At 62.8% G+C, this 17990-nt stretch carries 15 protein-coding genes; 6 read left to right on the top strand and 9 right to left on the bottom strand.

Annotated features, from left to right (window positions below; genetic code table 11):
* Positions 1-282: 282 nt before the first annotated feature.
* A complete protein-coding gene (algW, locus tag ACYCFC_RS12385; RefSeq protein WP_459651779.1) occupies positions 283-1437 on the bottom strand; it encodes a Do family serine endopeptidase AlgW in 1155 nt (384 codons plus the stop codon).
* A gap of 150 nt (positions 1438-1587) precedes the next feature.
* Between algW and ACYCFC_RS12380 the strand changes: the two genes are divergently transcribed.
* The 4 genes from ACYCFC_RS12380 to cysN all read left to right on the top strand — a co-directional run bounded on the left by ACYCFC_RS12380 (position 1588) and on the right by cysN (position 5861).
* Positions 1588-2346, top strand: coding sequence for a Nif3-like dinuclear metal center hexameric protein (locus ACYCFC_RS12380; protein ID WP_459651778.1), 759 nt, complete (start codon positions 1588-1590; stop codon positions 2344-2346).
* Positions 2347-2590: 244 nt separating this feature from the next.
* Entirely contained in the window at positions 2591-3508 is a 918-nt protein-coding gene (gene cysD, locus ACYCFC_RS12375) for a sulfate adenylyltransferase subunit CysD (RefSeq protein ID WP_459651777.1), read from the top strand.
* Positions 3509-3546: 38 nt separating this feature from the next.
* On the top strand, positions 3547-3891 hold the full coding sequence (locus ACYCFC_RS12370; protein ID WP_058075594.1) for a four helix bundle protein: 345 nt from the start codon (positions 3547-3549) through the stop codon (positions 3889-3891).
* A 71-nt stretch (positions 3892-3962) separates the two neighbouring features.
* Positions 3963-5861, top strand: a complete 1899-nt coding sequence (gene cysN / locus ACYCFC_RS12365; RefSeq protein WP_459651776.1) for a sulfate adenylyltransferase subunit CysN — start codon at positions 3963-3965, stop codon at positions 5859-5861.
* 199 nt (positions 5862-6060) lie between these two features.
* On the opposite strand, the gene ACYCFC_RS12360 is transcribed toward cysN, so the two are convergent.
* The 7 genes from ACYCFC_RS12360 to ACYCFC_RS12330 all read right to left on the bottom strand — a co-directional run bounded on the left by ACYCFC_RS12360 (position 6061) and on the right by ACYCFC_RS12330 (position 13082).
* Positions 6061-6501 (bottom strand): YtoQ family protein, encoded by a 441-nt coding sequence (locus ACYCFC_RS12360; RefSeq protein WP_459651775.1) that lies wholly within the window; start codon positions 6499-6501, stop codon positions 6061-6063.
* 100 nt (positions 6502-6601) lie between these two features.
* Positions 6602-7396 carry an ABC transporter ATP-binding protein gene (locus ACYCFC_RS12355; RefSeq protein ID WP_181087165.1) on the bottom strand — a complete coding sequence of 265 codons (795 nt, stop codon included), beginning with the start codon at positions 7394-7396 and terminating at the stop codon, positions 6602-6604.
* The gene (locus tag ACYCFC_RS12350; protein ID WP_459651774.1) at positions 7396-8286 is read right to left on the bottom strand and encodes an ABC transporter permease; all 891 of its coding nucleotides are present in this window, start codon (positions 8284-8286) and stop codon (positions 7396-7398) included. The genes ACYCFC_RS12355 and ACYCFC_RS12350 overlap by 1 nt, the downstream gene beginning before the upstream one ends.
* A 59-nt stretch (positions 8287-8345) precedes the next feature.
* On the bottom strand, positions 8346-9317 hold the full coding sequence (locus tag ACYCFC_RS12345; protein ID WP_459651773.1) for an ABC transporter substrate-binding protein: 972 nt from the start codon (positions 9315-9317) through the stop codon (positions 8346-8348).
* Positions 9318-9637: 320 nt separating this feature from the next.
* A complete protein-coding gene (locus ACYCFC_RS12340; RefSeq protein WP_459651772.1) occupies positions 9638-10033 on the bottom strand; it encodes a protease inhibitor I42 family protein in 396 nt (131 codons plus the stop codon).
* 324 nt (positions 10034-10357) lie between these two features.
* Positions 10358-12733, bottom strand: a complete 2376-nt coding sequence (lon, locus tag ACYCFC_RS12335) for an endopeptidase La (protein WP_459651771.1) — start codon at positions 12731-12733, stop codon at positions 10358-10360.
* A gap of 124 nt (positions 12734-12857) precedes the next feature.
* Complete coding sequence (locus ACYCFC_RS12330; RefSeq protein ID WP_181084932.1) at positions 12858-13082, bottom strand: DUF3203 family protein; 225 nt, start codon at positions 13080-13082, stop codon at positions 12858-12860.
* 262 nt (positions 13083-13344) lie between these two features.
* Here ACYCFC_RS12330 and putP point away from each other — a divergent pair, with 262 nt between their 5' ends.
* Both putP and ACYCFC_RS12320 read left to right on the top strand, forming a co-directional pair.
* Entirely contained in the window at positions 13345-14829 is a 1485-nt protein-coding gene (gene putP / locus ACYCFC_RS12325) for a sodium/proline symporter PutP (RefSeq protein ID WP_459651770.1), read from the top strand.
* 245 nt (positions 14830-15074) lie between these two features.
* Positions 15075-17117 (top strand): TonB-dependent receptor, encoded by a 2043-nt coding sequence (locus ACYCFC_RS12320; RefSeq protein ID WP_459651769.1) that lies wholly within the window; start codon positions 15075-15077, stop codon positions 17115-17117.
* A gap of 17 nt (positions 17118-17134) precedes the next feature.
* Here the strand turns inward: ACYCFC_RS12320 and ACYCFC_RS12315 are convergent, their stop codons facing one another.
* Positions 17135-17947, bottom strand: a complete 813-nt coding sequence (locus ACYCFC_RS12315) for a TOBE domain-containing protein (RefSeq protein ID WP_459651768.1) — start codon at positions 17945-17947, stop codon at positions 17135-17137.
* Positions 17948-17990: the final 43 nt, after the last annotated feature.

Below are 17990 nucleotides of genomic sequence, written 5' to 3'. Positions count from 1 at the left end.
GGGTCACGCTTCACCGACCCGACGAGGGGCCACGAAAGGCTGAGGCCGTACCTGTCGTGGCTCTGGGGTGATCTGTGAGTTCGCTCGTCGGATTACGCCTGTGGCTAATCCGACCTACGGCCTTGCTTCCACCGGTGGTTGTATTCCCACTTCGGCGTCCTGTAGGTCGGGTCACGCTTCACCGACCCGACGAGGGGCCACGGAAGGCAGGAGCCATGCCTTTCGGGGCTCTGGGGTGGTCTGTGAGTTCGCTCGTCGGATTACGCCTGCGGCTAATCCGACCTACGGCCTTGCTTCCACCGGTGGTCGCATTCCCACTTCGGCGGTGAGGGTCAGTGGTTTGCCGTTGCGCAGGATGTTGATCTTGATCTTGTCGCCGGGACGGGTTCGGGCGACCTGATTCATCGAACTGCGACCATCGCTGGACTGTTCGCCGTCGATGCTGAGGATCAGGTCGCCGGGCCGCAAGCCGGCGCGCTCCGCCGGTCCGTCGCGGTAGACCCCGGCGACCACGATGCCCGGTCGGCCCGCCTGTCCGAAGGATTCGGCCAGCTCTTGGGTCAGCGACTGGACCTCGACACCCAGCCAGCCGCGAATCACCTGACCGTGCTCGACAATCGCCTTCATCACTTCCATCGCCAGCTTGACCGGGATCGCGAAGCCGATGCCTTGCGAGCCGCCGGACTCGGAAATGATCGCCGTGTTGATGCCGATCAGGTGCCCGGTGGCATCCACCAGTGCGCCACCCGAGTTGCCGCGGTTGATCGCCGCGTCGGTCTGGATGAAGTCCTCGTAGGTATTGAGCCCCAGCTGGTTGCGCCCGGTGGCGCTGATGATGCCCATGGTCACTGTCTGGCCCACCCCGAACGGGTTGCCGATCGCCAGGGTGACATCGCCGACGCGAATGCTGTCCGAGCGTCCGAGCGTGATGGCGGGAAGGTTCGCAAGATCGATCTTCAGTACCGCAAGGTCCGTTTCCGGGTCGCTGCCGATCACTCGCGCCAGGGTTTCCCGGCCATCCCTGAGCGCCACTACGATCTGTTCGGCGTTGGCCGTCACGTGGTTGTTGGTCAGCAGGTAGCCTTCCGGGCTCATGATCACCGCCGAACCGAGGCTCGACTCCATGCGCCGTTGACGCGGCAGATTGTCGCCGAAGAAGCGCTGGAACAGCGGATCGTCCTTGGCCAGTGGCGATTGCTGGGGTTTGTCGATGACCTTGGTGGTGTACAGATTGGCCACCGCTGGCGCCGCGCTGCTGACCGCATTGGCGTAGGAGTACGGTCCCTGTTGCGGTCCTGTCGCCAGTGGCGCCTGTTGCAAGGTGTACGCCGGCTCGGTTTTCAGCCCCACCCAATGTGGGTAGCGCTGGATGATCAGTAAAGCGAGAAGCAGGCCAACGGCGAGTGGCCAACCCAGGTAGCGCAGGGCATTGATCATCTAGATATGCAATCCGGACAGGTTGCGGGGGTCGAGTGCCCCCTTTAAGGTGGCGGCATTATACGAAGCTGGCGACGAAATGCAGCGTGCTGTTTGCAAGCGGCTGCCGTTGCCTGTCGCGCATGCCCACCGATTTCAGGAGTTCCTTCCATGGCAATTGCACTGGCCACACTGGTCGCCGAAACCGACCGTTACCTGGGTGTGACGAAGATCGCCGACTACTGCCCCAACGGCCTGCAGGTCGAGGGCCGGCCTCAGGTGCGCCGCATTGTCAGCGGCGTAACCGCCAGCCAGGCCCTGCTCGATGCGGCGGTGGCAGCCGAAGCGGATGTCGTGCTGGTGCATCACGGTTATTTCTGGAAGAACGAGGACGCGCGCGTGGTCGGTATGAAGCAGCGCCGCCTGAAAACCCTGCTCAGCCACGACATCAGCCTGCTCGCCTACCACCTGCCGCTCGACGTGCATGAAGAGGTGGGCAACAACGTGCAGCTGGCGCGTTTGCTGGGCCTGAGCATCGAAGGCCCGCTGGAGCCGGACAACCCGAAATCGGTGGGCCTGATCGGCTCGCTGGCGACGCCACTGACGCCTGCCGAGTTCGCCCGACTGGTGCAGGAGAAGCTGCAGCGCGAGCCGCTGATGATCGAAGGCAATGGCCTGATCAGCCGTGTCGGCTGGTGCACGGGCGGCGCCCAAGGATATATCGACCACGCGGTGGCGGCGGGCGTGGATGCTTACCTGACCGGCGAAATATCCGAGCCAACCGTGCATAGCGCACGTGAGAATGGCCTGAGCTTCTTCGCTGCCGGCCATCACGCCACCGAGCGCTACGGAGTCCAGGCGCTCGGTGACTACCTGGCCCGCCGTTTCGCCATTGAGCATATCTTCATCGATTGCCCGAATCCGGCTTAGCCGAACGTCCGCTGAACTTCTGTAGGGGCAGGCCAAGCCTGCGAACGAGGCCATGCTCCGTCACGGTGATATTCGCGGCATGGCCCGCTGCGTCATGCAAGCGATCGACGGTTGTCGCTGCTCTGTCGGTATAAAACTAGTCTATTTCGTTCTAAGCAGCGGCCTGATTAGAATCGGCCGCCGTGTTAAAGTTGCGCCCTTCTTATGGCCTGCCGGCCGTCCATCTGCATATTCGTGAGTAGCCATGGTCGACAAACTGACGCATCTGAAAGAGCTGGAGGCGGAAAGCATCCACATCATCCGCGAGGTGGCCGCCGAGTTCGACAACCCGGTGATGCTCTATTCCATCGGCAAGGATTCGGCCGTGATGCTGCACCTGGCGCGCAAGGCGTTCTACCCTGGCAAGCTGCCGTTCCCGGTGATGCACGTGGATACGCGCTGGAAATTCCAGGAAATGTACAGCTTCCGCGACAGGATGGTCGCCGAGATGGACCTGGACCTGATCACCCACGTGAACCCTGATGGCGTCGCGCAGGACATCAACCCCTTCACCCACGGCAGCGCCAAGCACACCGACATCATGAAGACCGAAGGTCTCAAGCAGGCGCTGGACAAGCACGGCTTCGACGCCGCCTTCGGTGGTGCGCGCCGCGACGAAGAGAAGTCTCGGGCCAAGGAGCGCGTGTATTCCTTCCGCGACGCCAAGCATCGCTGGGACCCGAAGAATCAGCGACCCGAGCTGTGGAACGTCTACAACGGCAAGGTCACCAAGGGCGAGTCGATCCGCGTGTTTCCGCTGTCCAACTGGACCGAGCTGGACATCTGGCAGTACATCTATCTGGAGCAGATCCCGATCGTACCGCTGTACTTCGCCGCCGAGCGCGAGGTGATCGAGAAGAACGGCACGCTGATCATGATCGACGACGAGCGCATCCTCGAGCACCTCACCGACGAGGAAAAGGTGCGTATCGAGAAGCGCATGGTCCGCTTCCGCACCCTCGGCTGCTACCCGCTGACCGGTGCCGTGGAGTCCACCGCCGCGACGCTGCCGGAAATCATCCAGGAAATGCTCCTGACCCGCACCTCCGAACGCCAGGGCCGCGTCATCGACCATGATGGCGCCGGGTCGATGGAAGAGAAGAAGCGGCAGGGCTACTTTTAAAGCCGATAAAAAGCGCTGGATGCTGGAGGCTGAACGAAATGGATTTCGAGCGACTTGATGTATGGAAGCTTTCCGCAAGACTTTCGGTTGATGTGTATCGAGAGCTGGCTGGTTGCCGGGATTTCGGCTTCAAGGATCAGATAACCCGCTCGGCCTTGTCCGTTCCCAGCAACATTGCCGAAGGCATGACCCGCGATGGTGACAAGGAAAAGCGTTATTTTCTGAGCATGGCCAAAGGGTCGTGCTCGGAGTTGAGAACTCAGATTTATATAGGTGTTGAGGTCGGCTTTATCTCGACCGAGATTGGTCGGGACTGGATTGAACGCTGCAAGCGTATCGCGGCGATGCTCTCCGGTCTGCTCAGGTTACTTCAGCGTCCATGAATTATCGGCTTGCTCGGTGTGCTTTTTCGTTCAGCCTCCAGCCTCAAGCCTTCAGCGATTAGAGAAAAACCATGTCTCATCAGTCTGATTTGATCAGCGAGGACATCCTCGCGTACCTGGCCCAGCACGAGCGCAAGGAATTGCTGCGCTTCCTCACCTGCGGCAACGTCGACGACGGCAAGAGCACCCTGATCGGTCGCCTGCTGCACGACTCCAAGATGATCTACGAGGATCATCTGGAAGCCATCACCCGCGACTCGAAGAAGGTCGGCACCACCGGCGATGACGTGGACCTGGCGCTGCTGGTCGATGGCCTGCAGGCCGAGCGCGAGCAGGGCATCACCATTGACGTGGCCTACCGCTACTTCAGCACCGCCAAGCGCAAGTTCATCATCGCCGACACCCCCGGCCATGAGCAGTACACCCGCAACATGGCGACCGGCGCCTCGACCTGCGACCTGGCGATCATCCTCGTTGACGCCCGCTACGGCGTGCAGACCCAGACCCGCCGCCACAGCTTCATCGCCTCCTTGCTGGGCATCAAGCACATCGTCGTGGCCATCAACAAGATGGACCTGATGGACTTCGACCAGGGCGTGTTCGAGCGCATCAAGGCCGACTATCTGTCCTTTGCCGAGCGTATCGGCCTCAAGCCGACTTCGTTGCATTTCGTGCCCATGTCCGCGCTCAAGGGCGACAACGTGGTCAACCGCAGCGAGCGTGCGCCCTGGTACGAAGGCCAGTCGCTGATGGAGATTCTCGAAAGCGTCGAGATCGCCGGCGACCGCAACTTCGACGACCTGCGCTTCCCGGTGCAGTACGTCAACCGCCCGAACCTGAATTTCCGTGGCTTCGCCGGTACCCTGGCCAGTGGCATCGTGCGCAAGGGCGATGAAGTGACGGTATTGCCGTCGGGCAAGACCAGCCGGGTCAAATCCATCGTCACCTATGACGGCGAGCTGGAGCAGGCCACGCCGGGCGAGGCGATCACCCTGACCCTGGAAGACGAGATCGACGTATCCCGTGGCGACATGCTGGTGCATGCCGACAACCTGCCGCGCATCGCCGACAGCTTCGACGCTATGCTGGTGTGGATGGGCGAAGAGCCGATGCTGCCGGGCAAGAAATACGACATCAAGCGCGCCACCAGCTACGTGCCGGGGTCCATCGCCAGCATCGTTCACACGGTGGATGTGAATACCCTGGAGCAAGGCCCGGCGAGCAGCCTGCAGCTCAACGAGATCGGCAAGGTCCGGGTCAGCCTGGATGCGTCCATCGCGCTGGATGGCTATGCGCAGAACCGCACCACCGGTGCCTTCATCGTCATCGACCGCCTCACCAACGGCACCGTCGGCGCGGGCATGATCATCGCCGACCCGGTCGCCCAGGGTTCCGGTGGCCACCATGGCGCGCTGGCCCATGTTTCCACCGAAGAGCGTGCGACGCGCTTCGGCCAGCAGCCGGCCACGGTGCTGTTCACCGGCTTGTCGGGCGCCGGCAAGAGCACCCTGGCCTACGCTGTGGAGCGCAAGCTGTTCGACATGGGCCGTGCGGTCTACGTGCTCGACGGCCAGAACCTGCGCCACGACCTGAACAAGGGCCTGCCGCAGGACCGCGCGGGTCGCACCGAGAACTGGCGCCGTGCCGCGCACGTGGCACGGCAGTTCAACGAGGCGGGTCTACTGACCCTGGCGGCCTTCGTCGCGCCGGATGCCGAAGGCCGCGAACAGGCCAAGGCGCTAGTGGGCGATGATCGCCTGATCACCGTCTATGTCCAGGCTTCGCCGCAGACTTGCCAGCAACGCGATCCGCAAGGGCTGTACGCCGCCGGTGGCGACAATATTCCCGGCGAATCCTTCCCCTACGACGTGCCGGGCAATGCCGATCTGCTGATCGATACCGAGGCTGTGACAGTGGCCGAGGGCGTCAGGCAGGTGATCGATCTGCTGCGTCAGCGTGGGGCGATCTGACGCTGAGGTGAAAACGAAACGCCCTGCATCTGCAGGGCGTTTTGCTTTCTGGTGTCGCTCCGCTCGCAAGCCGCGTGCGTGAGTTCAAGCTTCGCGCCGGGGTCGGCGCTCCCACGAGGTCAATCGCCGCGTCGTTTTCGTGGGAGCCGCGCCCTCGCGGCGAATAGACTGTAAGTCCGCCGGCTCAGCTGACCATTCTTCAGTCGCGCAGCACATACTTCAGAATCTCCACCACCTGCTCGGTAGTGGTCGCCCAGGCCATGGCGGCTGCATCGACTTCCTTCAGGGGGTGCACGATGTCTTCGCCGTGCAGAGTGATGTAGGGCTTGTCCAGTGCGGCGCAATAGCCGGCGTCGAACGCGGCGTTCCATTGCTTGTACTTGTCGCCGAAGCGCACCACCACCAGATCGGCCTGCTGGATCAGCGTCTTGGTGCGAATCGCGTTGACCTTGGAGGACCTGTGGTCGCGCCAGAATGCATTCGGCTCTGTACCCAGGCAGTCGCCGGCGGCATCGCTGGCCTCGTGGTCGGTTACGGCGGAGGTGAAGACCACGTCCAGCTCCGCAGCTGAGGCGCCACGCTTGATCTCGTCGCGCCAGTCGGTGTGGATTTCGCCAGACAGGTAAACGGTAAAGCTCATGAATCCTCCTGAAAATCGGTGTCGCCGGCGATTCGTCTCGTCGGCACAGAAGGCCCGATGCTAGCCCGGAAACATGCGCGAGGGCCAGAAGGGCCGGGTTTTACCCCAGTAGCAGCGCATCATCCGCGAGTTTCTCGCCGCGTACCTTCTCGAACATATGCAGCAGGTCCGGCACGTCCAGGCCCTTGCGCTCGTCCCCGGCCACATCCAGCACTACCTGGCCCTGGTGCAGCATCACGGTACGGTCGCCGATGTCCAGCGCCTGACGCATGCTGTGGGTGACCATCATGGTGGTGAGCTGCTTTTCCGCGACGATGCGTGCGGTCAGTTGCAGGACGAAGTCTGCCGTGCGCGGGTCGAGGGCGGCGGTGTGTTCGTCCAGCAACAGGATGCGGGAGGGTTGCAGCGCCGCCATGAGCAGGCTGACGGCCTGGCGCTGGCCGCCGGAGAGCAGACCGATGCGGTCGGTGAGGCGGTTCTCCAGACCCAGGCCGAGGGTGCTCAGGTGGCGGCGGAACTCCTCGCGCATGGACGCCTGCACGGCCTTGGTCAGGCCACGGCGCTGGCCGCGCTGCTGGGCCAGGGCCATGTTTTCCTCGATGGTCAGGTCTTCGCAGGTGCCGGCCATGGGGTCCTGGAATACGCGGGCCACGCGGCTGGCGCGGCTCCAGACCGGCAGGCGGGTAACGTCTTCATCGTCGATCAGCAGCTTGCCGCTGTCCACCGAGAGGTCGCCGGAGACGGCGTTGAGGAAGGTCGATTTGCCGGCGCCGTTGGTGCCGATCACGGTGACGAACTGGCCGGTGGGAATTTCCAGCGACAGCCCCTGCAAGGCCCGGGTCTCGATGGGCGTGCCGGGGTTGAAGGTGATCTTGAGATTCTGCGCACTGAGCATCAGGCGTGCCTCCTGCGGGTCAGGCGTTGTTTGATCAGCGGGATGACCAGGGCGATGACCACCAGCGCGGCGGTGATCAGGTTCAGGTCCTGGGCCTGCAAACCGATGAAGTCGCTGTTCAGGGCCAGGGCGATGAAGAAGCGGTAGACGATGGCGCCGAGGATCACGGCCAGGGTCAGGTAGAAGATGCGCCGTGCCGGCAGGATGCTTTCGCCGACGATCACCGCCGCCAGGCCGATGACGATGGTGCCGATGCCCATGGAAATGTCGGCGCCGCCCTGGGTTTGGGCGAACATGGCGCCGGCCAGTGCCACCAGGGCGTTGGAGATGGCCATGCCGAGGATGGCCATGGCGCCGGTATTCACGCCCTGGGCGCGGGCCATGCGCGGGTTGGAGCCGGTGGCGCGGATGGCCAGGCCCTGACGGGTGGAGAAATACATGTCGAGAATGATCTTGGCGGCAATGACCACCAGCAGCAGGATCAGCGGTCGGGCGACATAGTCGGCCAGCCATTGGGGCTGCAGGATGCTGAACATGGTCGGTTCCATGATCAGCGGAATGTTGGGCCGGCCCATGATGCGCAGGTTGATCGAGTACAGCGCGATCATCATCAGGATGCTGGCCAGCAGGTCCATGATCTTCAGGTGGACGTTGAGCGCTGCCGTGACCATGCCGGCCAGGGCACCGGCGGCAGTGGCGATCAGGGTCGCCAGGAAGGGGTCGGTGCCATTGGCGATCAGCACGGCGCAGACGGCGCCGCCCAGCGGGAAACTGCCATCGACGGTCAGATCGGGGAAACGCAGCAGGCGGAAGGAGATGAATACGCCAAGCGCGACCAGACCGAAGATCAGGCCTACTTCAAGGGCGCCAAACAGGGAAAACAGTGACATGGATGATGTGCCTTTGGTGAACGGCTGCGCCGGGGCGAGGTGCGCCGGCGCAGGTCAGGTCATTCGATGACTTCGGCGGCCGAGTCGATCAGCTCCTGGGACAGGGTGACACCCTGGGCGACGGCGGCGGAGCGGTTGATGTAGAGGCTCAGGTCAGCGGTTTTCTGCGGTGCGATATCGCCAGGCTTCTCGCCCTTGAGCAGTCGCACGACCAGTTCGCCGGCCTGTACGCCATGCTGGTAGTAGTCGATGCCCAGGGCCGCGATGGCGCCGCGCTTGACGCTGTCGGTATCCGAGGCGATCAGCGGGGTCTTGGTGTCCATGCCGACCTTGACCAGCGACTCGTAGGCCGAGACCACGTTGTTGTCGGTGTTGGTGTAGATCACGTCGACCTTGCCCACCAGGCTGCGGGCCGCCGAGCCCACGTCCACCGAGCGCGGAGCGGCGGCTTCGACCAGGGTCATACCCATTTCCGGCAGCAGCTCGCGCAGGCGCTCGACCACCACCACGGAATTGGCTTCGCCGGGGTTGTAGACGATGCCCACGCGGGTGGCAGTGGGTATCACGCGCTTGACCAGCTCCATCTGGCGATCCAGCTCCAGCTCGTCGGAGACGCCGGTGACGTTGCTGCCGGAAGGCTCCCAGTTGCGGACCAGCTGAGCGGCGACCGGATCGGTAACGGCGGCGAAGACCACCGGCACCGAACGGCTGCTGGCGACCACGGCCTGGGCCGAGGGGGTGGCGATGGCGACGATGGCGTCGGGGCGGTCGCCGACGAACTTGCGGGCGATCTGCGCGGCGGTGGCGGTGTTGCCCTGGGCGGTCTGGTACTGCCACTTGAGGTTGTCGCCGCTATAGCCCGCGGCTTCCAGTGCGGCCCGGACGCCATCGCGCACGGAATCCAGCGCCGGGTGCTCGACGATGGCGGTTGCCGCCACGGATTTCTGCTCAGCGGCGCTGGCAGTGAACGGAGTAGCCAGGGTCAGGGCGAGGGCGCCCAGGGACAGCCATTGGGTGAGGGATGACTTCATGGGTGGATATCCTATCGGGCTCAGCGGCCCTGTCTGGTTGTTGTGTCCGTGTACGGTGAAAGAGCAGGGGCTGCGAACGCGTCGCCGATGCGTTCGTCAACGAGGTGACGAGAATATGGGGACAGGCCTGTTTTTGCCAGCAAAGCCGCTTCGTTTGGAGAGACTTTGGAGAAAAGACGTAAGGCTTTGAGCCGCAATCCAGTGCGGACTTTGCGTTCTTCATATTGTGACCGCTCGGTCATGTGGATCAGGCCATTTAATCGCCTTGTGCCGACCATCCTGTGTCGGCGTATGCGACGATCACAGGCGTCGTGTCGTGGCTATTGAACCTCGATTCGGCAATCGAACAGGCCGGTAGGCTCGGCATCCGTTTCCCAAGGGCGCTGATAAGTCAGCAGCAGCCGTCCGTGCCCGGTATTCCGGGCTTCGAAGCGCCAGGTGGAAATGCCATCGCCGCCGACCAGATCACTGTCGGGGGTACTGAAGACTTCCGGCCCCAGGCTTTTCAGCAGTTCGGTCGAGGCTTCCCGCAGATGCCAGCGATAACCCGTAGCCGGATTGCTTGGCAGGCTGACGATCAACGTCTGGCCTGTATGCAGCGACAGTGGGCAAAGCCGGTCTTCGCTGACCGAAAGGCTGCTGGGCGGCGTGCTCGCGCAAGCACCCAGCAACAGCAAGGACAACGGCAGCAGGCAACGGGAGATGGCGAAAGGCATGGTCATCGGCACCGGTTGAATACGAGAGGGTAAGGATAGCGGGCCTTGCCCGGAAGGCACAGGTATCGGGGCGACCCGTGGGGCGGATTCGATCCGCCAGGGATATGCGGTGCGGCCATCGTGGGAGCGGCCTTGGCCGCGAATGGGGCCGCGCGGATGGTTTGGGCATCGATTCGCGGACAAGTCCGCTCCCACAGGTTTTGCGGTGCGCACGGGCTGTTGGAGGGGCCTTGGCCGCGAACGGGGTCGCGCGGGTGGTCTGGGCATTGATTCGCGGACAAGTTGCGTAGGTCGGATTAGCCGAAGGCGTAATCCGACGATCTGTCAGAACAGTACCTTGATCACGTCGCTGAAACGCTTGGCGAAATGTACCGTCAGGCCCTCTTTCAAATAATCGGGCAGCTCCTGGAAGTCGCCGCGATTCGAATCCGGAATGATCAGCTCGTACAGCTTCAGGCGTCGCGCGGCGATCACCTTCTCGCGCAGGCCGCCGATGGCCAGCACCTGGCCGGTGAGGGTCAGCTCGCCGGTCATCGCCACGCCCTTCTTCGGCGCCTGGTTGCGCGCCAGCGAGAGCAGGGCGCTGGCCATGCTGATACCGGCGCTGGGGCCGTCCTTGGGCGTCGCGCCTTCGGGCACGTGCATGTGGACGAAGGCCTGGTCGAAGAAAGCCGGGTCACCCTTGAACTCCTTCAGGTGCGCATTCACGTAGCTGTAGGCGATTTCGGCAGATTCCTTCATCACATCGCCGACCTTGCCGGTCAGCTTGAAGCCCCGGTTGAGAGTATGGATGCGGGTCGCCTCGATCGGCAGTGTCGCGCCGCCCATGCTGTTCCAGGCCAGGCCGGTAACCACGCCGATCCCGCTGAGCAGCTGTTCGGGATGCCAGAACGGCAGGCCCAGGTAGCTTTCGATGCTCTTGGGACCGATCTTGATGATGCTGTCCGGCTCGTCGAGCAGCTTGACCACAGCCTTGCGCACCAGTTTGCCGAGCTGTTTGTCCAGCTGGCGTACGCCGGCTTCACGGGCATAACCCTCGATCAGCGCGCGCAGGGCCGCGTCGTTGATGGTCAGGCGATTCTTCGGCACGCCGGCCCGCTGCAGCTGGCGGGGCCAGAGATGGCGTTTGGCGATCTCCAGTTTTTCCTCGGTGATGTAACCGGACAGGCGCACGATTTCCATGCGGTCCAGCAGCGGGTCGGGCACCGAATAGAGCGTGTTGGCGGTGCAGATGAACAGCACCTTGGACAGATCCAGGCGCAGATCGAGGTAATGGTCGAGGAAGCCGAAGTTCTGTTCCGGATCCAGGGTTTCCAGCAGCGCGGAGGCCGGGTCGCCCTGGTGGCTGTTGCCGAGCTTGTCCACTTCGTCGAGCATGATCACCGGGTTCATCACCTCGACTTCCTTCAGCGCCTGTACCAGCTTGCCGGGCAGGGCGCCGATGTAGGTGCGCCGGTGGCCCTTGATCTCCGCCTCGTCGCGCATGCCGCCGACGCTGAAACGATAGAACGGTCGCCCCAGGGATTCGGCGATGGATTTGCCGATGCTGGTCTTGCCGACCCCGGGTGGCCCCACCAGCAGCACGATGGAGCCGGAGATTTCACCCCGGAAGGCGCCGACGGCGAGGAATTCGATGATGCGGCTCTTGATGTCGTCGAGCCCCGCGTGGTGCCTGTTGAGCACCTTGCGCGCATGCACCAGGTCGAGCTTGTCCTCACCATAGAGGCCCCAGGGCATCGAGGTGGCCCAGTCCAGGTAATTGCGTGTGACGGCATATTCGGGCGAGCCGGTTTCCAGCACCGAGAGCTTGGTCAGCTCGTCGTCGATGCGCTTCTGCGCTGCGGGCGGCACCACCTTGCCTTCCAGTCGCGAGCGGAATTCGTCGGCATCGGCGCTGCGGTCATCCTTGGTGATACCCAGTTCCTGCTGGATGATCTTCAGCTGCTCCTTGAGGAAGAATTCGCGCTGGCGCTCGCCGATCTTGCGATTGACCTCGCCGGTCAGCTCCTTCTGCAGCCTGGCGACCTCGACTTCCTTGCGCAGCAGCGGCAGCACCTTCTCCATGCGCTTGAGCACCGGCACGCTGTCGAGCACCTCCTGCAATTCATTGCCAGGCGCGGTGGTCAGCGCTGCGGCGAAATCGGTCAGTGGTGAGGGCTCGTTGGGGCTGAAGCGGTTGAGATAGTTCTTCAGCTCCTCGCTGTACAGGGGGTTGAGCGGCAGCAGCTCCTTGATCGCGTTGATCAGCGCCATGCCATAGGCCTTGACCTCGTCGCGCGGGTCTTCGTCGCTTTGCGGGTAGTCCACTTCCGCGAGGTACGGCGGCTTGCGCCGCAGCCAGCCGCGGATACGCACGCGCGCCATGCCCTGGGCCACGAACTGCAGCTTGCCGCCTTCACGCGAGGCGTGGTGTACGCGCACCATGGTGCCGTGCTCGGGCAGGCTGTCGGGATCGAAGCTGGCCGCATCCTGCGCGGGGTTGTCCATGAAGAACAGCGCCAGACGCTGGTGCGGCGTCTTGCCGACGAGCTCCAGCGTCTGCGCCCAAGGCTCTTCATTGACGATGACCGGCAGCACCTGGGCGGGGAAGAAGGGGCGATTGTGGATCGGGATGATATAGAGCTTGTCCGGCAGGTTCTGGTCCGGCAGCACCAGGCCGGTGGCGTTCTGCTCGAAGTCCTGATTGGTCTCGTCGTTCATGCGGCACCCAATGTCGATACATGACCTGTTAGATAGGTCTTGTGCGAATGATTTCAATCTCGCTCGATCGGTTGCCGCTCTATTGGTGATTTCCTACCCGGACTAAGCAGGAGTTCACTGTCTGTCAGTCGTCAGTGATGAGGTTTTCTCGTTCATCCCTGGCGCCGGCTGCAATCAGGTGCTCGGCCTGGTCTTCGGGCAGGTGCACGCTGACGCTGTCGATATGCGCGACTGACATGCGTGCCTGCGGGTCGGTACTGATCCGGACATCCATGATCGCGCTGCGATGAGTGATGCCGTCGCGTGTGGTGGAGCAGGTGCCGGTGGCGGTGTCGATGCTGACTGTCATGGATGGCCTCCTGATGGCGCACGAAGCCGCGTGCGAATACACGCGACCGATACCCATCCGACCTTTTTCAGCTCGATCCGTTGCCAGGATGATGGCTCACGAGTTGTCGGCGGGAAAACGGTCGAGGCGCTATGCTTTGCAGCAGGCCGCTGAAAACGCAGGTGGTTTTCAGCGGCCTGCCAACCCGATCATTCGTTGCCAGGGTCTTGCCCGCATTTGGCCAGTGGATGCGTGATGCAGGGCAACATGAGGAAAACCCAACATGAACATGAGCAACCCAACCCTGATCACCTTCGTGATCTATATTGCGGCGATGATCCTCATCGGCTTCATTGCCTACCGCGCCACCAAGAATTTCGACGACTACATCCTCGGTGGTCGCAGCCTCGGCAGTTTCGTCACGGCATTGTCGGCGGGCGCCTCGGACATGAGCGGCTGGCTGCTGATGGGCCTGCCCGGCGCCATTTTCGTTGCGGGTCTCTCGGAAAGCTGGATCGCCATCGGGTTGATCGTCGGCGCCTGGCTCAACTGGCTGTTCGTCGCTGGCCGTCTGCGTGTACATACCGAGCACAACCATAACGCGCTGACCCTGCCGGATTACTTCACCCATCGTTTCGAGGACAACAGCCGCCTGCTGCGCATCTTCTCGGCGCTGGTGATCCTGGTGTTCTTCACCATCTACTGCGCCTCGGGCGTGGTGGCCGGTGCGCGACTGTTCGAGTCGACCTTCGGCATGGACTACGGTACGGCGCTTTGGGTTGGTGCCGCCGCAACCATCCTCTACGTGTTCATCGGTGGCTTCCTGGCGGTCAGCTGGACCGACACCGTACAGGCGACGCTGATGATCTTCGCGTTGCTGGTTACGCCATTGTTCGTGATTCTCGCGCTGGGTGACATGGGCACCACCATGGCCACCATCGAGGCGCAGAACCCGGCCAACTTCGACATGTTCCGCGGCCTGTCCTTCGTCGCGATCATCTCGCTGTTGGCCTGGGGCCTGGGCTACTTCGGCCAGCCGCATATCCTGGTGCGCTTCATGGCGGCCGACTCGGTCAAGACCATTCCCAACGCACGCCGTATCGGCATGACCTGGATGATCCTCACCTTGGCTGGCGCGGTTGCGGTTGGCTTTTTCGGCATCGCCTATTTCGCCGATCATCCCGAACTGGCCGGGCCGGTCAGGGACAACGGCGAGCGGGTCTTCATGGAACTGGTGAAAATCCTCTTCAATCCCTGGGTCGCCGGCATCATCCTGTCGGGCGTTCTCGCCGCCGTGATGAGCACGCTCAGCGCCCAGCTGCTGGTGAGCTCCAGCGCTCTGACGCAGGACTTCTACAAAGCCTTTCTGCGCAAGAGTGCCTCGCAGGGTGAGCTGGTCTGGGTGGGCCGTGGCATGGTGTTGTTGATTGCGCTGATTGCCATCAGTATCGCCTCCAACCCCGAAAGCAAGGTGTTGGGGCTGGTTTCCTACGCCTGGGCCGGCTTCGGCGCTGCCTTCGGGCCGGTGGTGCTGATCTCGCTGCTGTGGAAGCGCATGACCCGCAACGGTGCGCTGGTCGGCATGCTGGTCGGGGCCGTTACCGTGGTGGTCTGGAAGGAGTTCATCGGCCTGGGCCTGTACGAAATCATCCCCGGCTTCCTGCTCGCCAGCATCGCCATCTACGTCGTCAGCCTGGTGGACAAGGAGCCTGCCGCCTCCATCCAGCAACGCTTCGAGACGGCGGACGCGGAGTATCGAGCGGGTTGATCACCGACACCTGCCGCTGCGAACGGGTCTTTTAGCGTTCCGGCTGGGGTTCAGGCAAGGCTCTGACGGGTCTTGCTTGCTCCTTACTCAAGCTTTCCGCGACCTTGTTCTGATGACTCCCATGCTCCAGCGTGAGGAGCATGAATCTTGCTTAAAGCCCTTAATTGTTATGATATAACATGGTAAATTCTTCGCCGCCTGTCTGACTGCCAAGCAGGGCGGTCGTTATTTCCTTGGAGAATCCCATGAAACTGAAGCGTCATCCTCTGGCCTGGGCTGTCAGCCTGGCTCTGGTTCCGGCTGCCTGGGCCGCCGATCCGGTCGAACTTGATTCCGTGGTCGTCAGTGCCAGTGCTCTTGGCCGGCAAAGTCACGAAATGACGATGCCTGCGGCGGTCATGGAAGGAAGCGAGCTGGTGATGCGCCGGGAAGCAACGCTGGGGGAAACGCTGCAGGGGCTGCCGGGAGTACATTCCAGCAGTTTTGGTGCCGGTGCTGCGCGGCCGGTCATTCGTGGCCTCGATGGCGCACGAGTGAAGGTGCTGAGCGATGGCGTGGAGTTGCTCGACGCATCGACCATCAGCCCGGATCATGCGGTAGTCAGCGAACCGTTGCTGGCCGAGCGTATCGAGGTGTTGAAGGGGCCGGCGAGCCTGCTGTATGGCGGCGGCGCCATTGGCGGTGTGGTCAATGTGATCGATCGCAAGGTGCCGACCCGAGTGCCTGAGAAGGGCTATGAGGGTGAGCTGGAATTGCGTGCCAACAGCGTCGCCAATGAGGGGGCCGGTGTCTTCGGCATCACCGCCGGTAGCGGCAACTTCGCGGTGCGTGCCGAGGGCGCCAAGCGTCAGGCCGACGAGTACGAGATTCCCGGCTCGCCGGGCACGCAGCCAGGTTCCTACAACGACACCGATAGTTTCACCCTTGGCGCCAGTTTCATCGGTGCGCGCGGTTATCTCGGCGCGGCCTACACCGAGCAGAACAATCGCTACGGGCTGCTGGCCCATGAGCACGCCGACTGCCATACCCATGGCAGCGACTGGCACTGTGGCGGTCATGGGCACGGCCATGACCATGGCCATGGCCATGATGACCACGAGCATGAGCATGACCACGAACATGGCAGTGTGCCTTATGTCGATATGCAGCAGAAGCGCTGGGATCTGCGTGGCGAGCTGAGTGATCCGCTACCCGGTTTCGAGCTGGCGCGCCTGCGTGTGGGGCACAGCAACTATCAGCATAAGGAAATCGAAGGCGGTGAGGTTGGCACCCGTTTCGATAATGACGCCACCGATGCGCGTCTGGAACTGACTCATCAACCATTGTTCGGCTGGCGCGGGGTGCTGGGTGCGCAAACCCTGCGCCGCGATTTCGAGGCCTCCGGTGAGGAAGCCTACGTTCCGCCGACATTGACCCGCAACCATGGCCTGTTCCTGCTGGAGGAATACACTGCCGGGGCATGGCGCTACGAAATCGGCCTGCGCCATGAATGGCAGGATATCGATGCCGATGGCCAGCGCGACACCGATCACAGCGGCACCTCGGTTTCTGCCGGTGCAGTCTGGACCTTCGCACCGCAATACTCGCTGGGCTTCTCGCTGTCACGCTCCCAGCGCCTGCCCACCGCTGAAGAACTCTATGCCTACGGTCCCCATGCGGCGACCCGCACCGTCGAGCTGGGCAATGTCGAACTGGACGAGGAAACCTCGCACAATGCTGAACTGACCTTGCGCAAGTTCGCCGGGCGCACCACCTTCAGCTTCAGCCTGTTCCGCAATCAGGTGGATGACTTCATCTTCGCCGCCGATACCGGACACGATATCGGCGGTGGCTACCGTGAAATCGAGTATCGCCAGCAGGATGCCGTACTCACCGGAGCGGAAGGTGAAATACGCTTCCAGGCGACCGACGCCACTGCGTTTACCCTGTTCGGTGACCATGTGCGCGGCAAGCTGCGCGATGGTGGTGGCGATCTGCCACGTATTCCGGCAGACCGGCTGGGCGTGCGCCTCGACCAGAGCTTTACGCCCGCGCTCAATGGGCAGCTGGAGTTCTACCGTGTGCAGCGCCAGGACCAGCTGGCCGATTATGAAACCGAAACCGGCGGCTACAACATGCTCGGTGCGGGTTTGAGCTATGCCGGTTCGCTGAAGCAGAGCGACTACCTGGTCTATCTCAAGGGCAACAACCTGCTGGACGAAAAGGCTCGCCAGCACACGTCCTTTATCAAGGATGAGGTGTTGCTGCCTGGTCGCAATCTGACCCTGGGGGTGCGCCTGGCGTTCTAAGCGTTTTCAGCGGCCAGTTACGCCGGCACGCCGACAATCACGCTGGACGCCTTGAAGATGGCCGTAACGGTCTTGCCTTCCGCCAGGTCCAGCGCGCGGCTGCTTTCGTTGGTGATGATCGCGGCCAGCGTGGCGCCGCCCGGCAGATCCAGTATCACCTCGGTGTTCACCGCACCGGGGTGGACTCGCGCAACGCTGCCGGTCAGGCGGTTGCGCGCCGAGAAGCGTGCGCCGCCCACATCGCTCATGAGAATGACCGATGACGACTTGATCAGCGCCAGGGCCTCGGCGCCGGGCTGCAAGCCGAGTTCCGTGGTGCTTTCATGGGTGACGATGGCCACGAGCTTCTGGCCGCCGGGAATCTCCAGCTCGATTTCATCATTGACCGCCCCGGTTTTCACCTGGACCACCTTGCCGCGAAACTGATTGCGTGCGCTGGTTTTCATACTCATCCTGCGGATCAGGAGATAGTCATCGGCAATGCCCGTGGCTTGCCGACTCAGTTGCTCGACGAAGCGCCGGTGTTCGCGCTCGATCAGGCGAAAGTTCTCCACCAGTTGCTCGCCGCGCCGGGTCAGGCGCGTGCCGCCACCACCCTTGCCGCCGGCGACGCGCTCCATCAAGGGTTCACCGGCCAGGTTGTTCATGGCATCGATGGCATCCCAGGCGGCCTTGTAGCTCATTTTGATTGCCTTGGCGGCCTGGGTGATGGAACCGCATTCGGCGATCTTGGCGAGCAGGGCGATACGCTGTTCGCCTCCGAGCTTTTCCCCGGCGACGGTCAGCCAGACTGAACCTTGCAGCTCAATCGCGCGATCTTTTGTATCCATGAGCATTCCACGGTCGTTGTGTGGTGTGCCGGAAGCATAAGGG

The sequence above is a fragment of the Stutzerimonas sp. NM35 genome, assembly GCF_054604355.1.
Note: the sequence above shows the minus strand (reverse complement) of the source record. Positions and strands in the feature narration are given on the sequence as shown.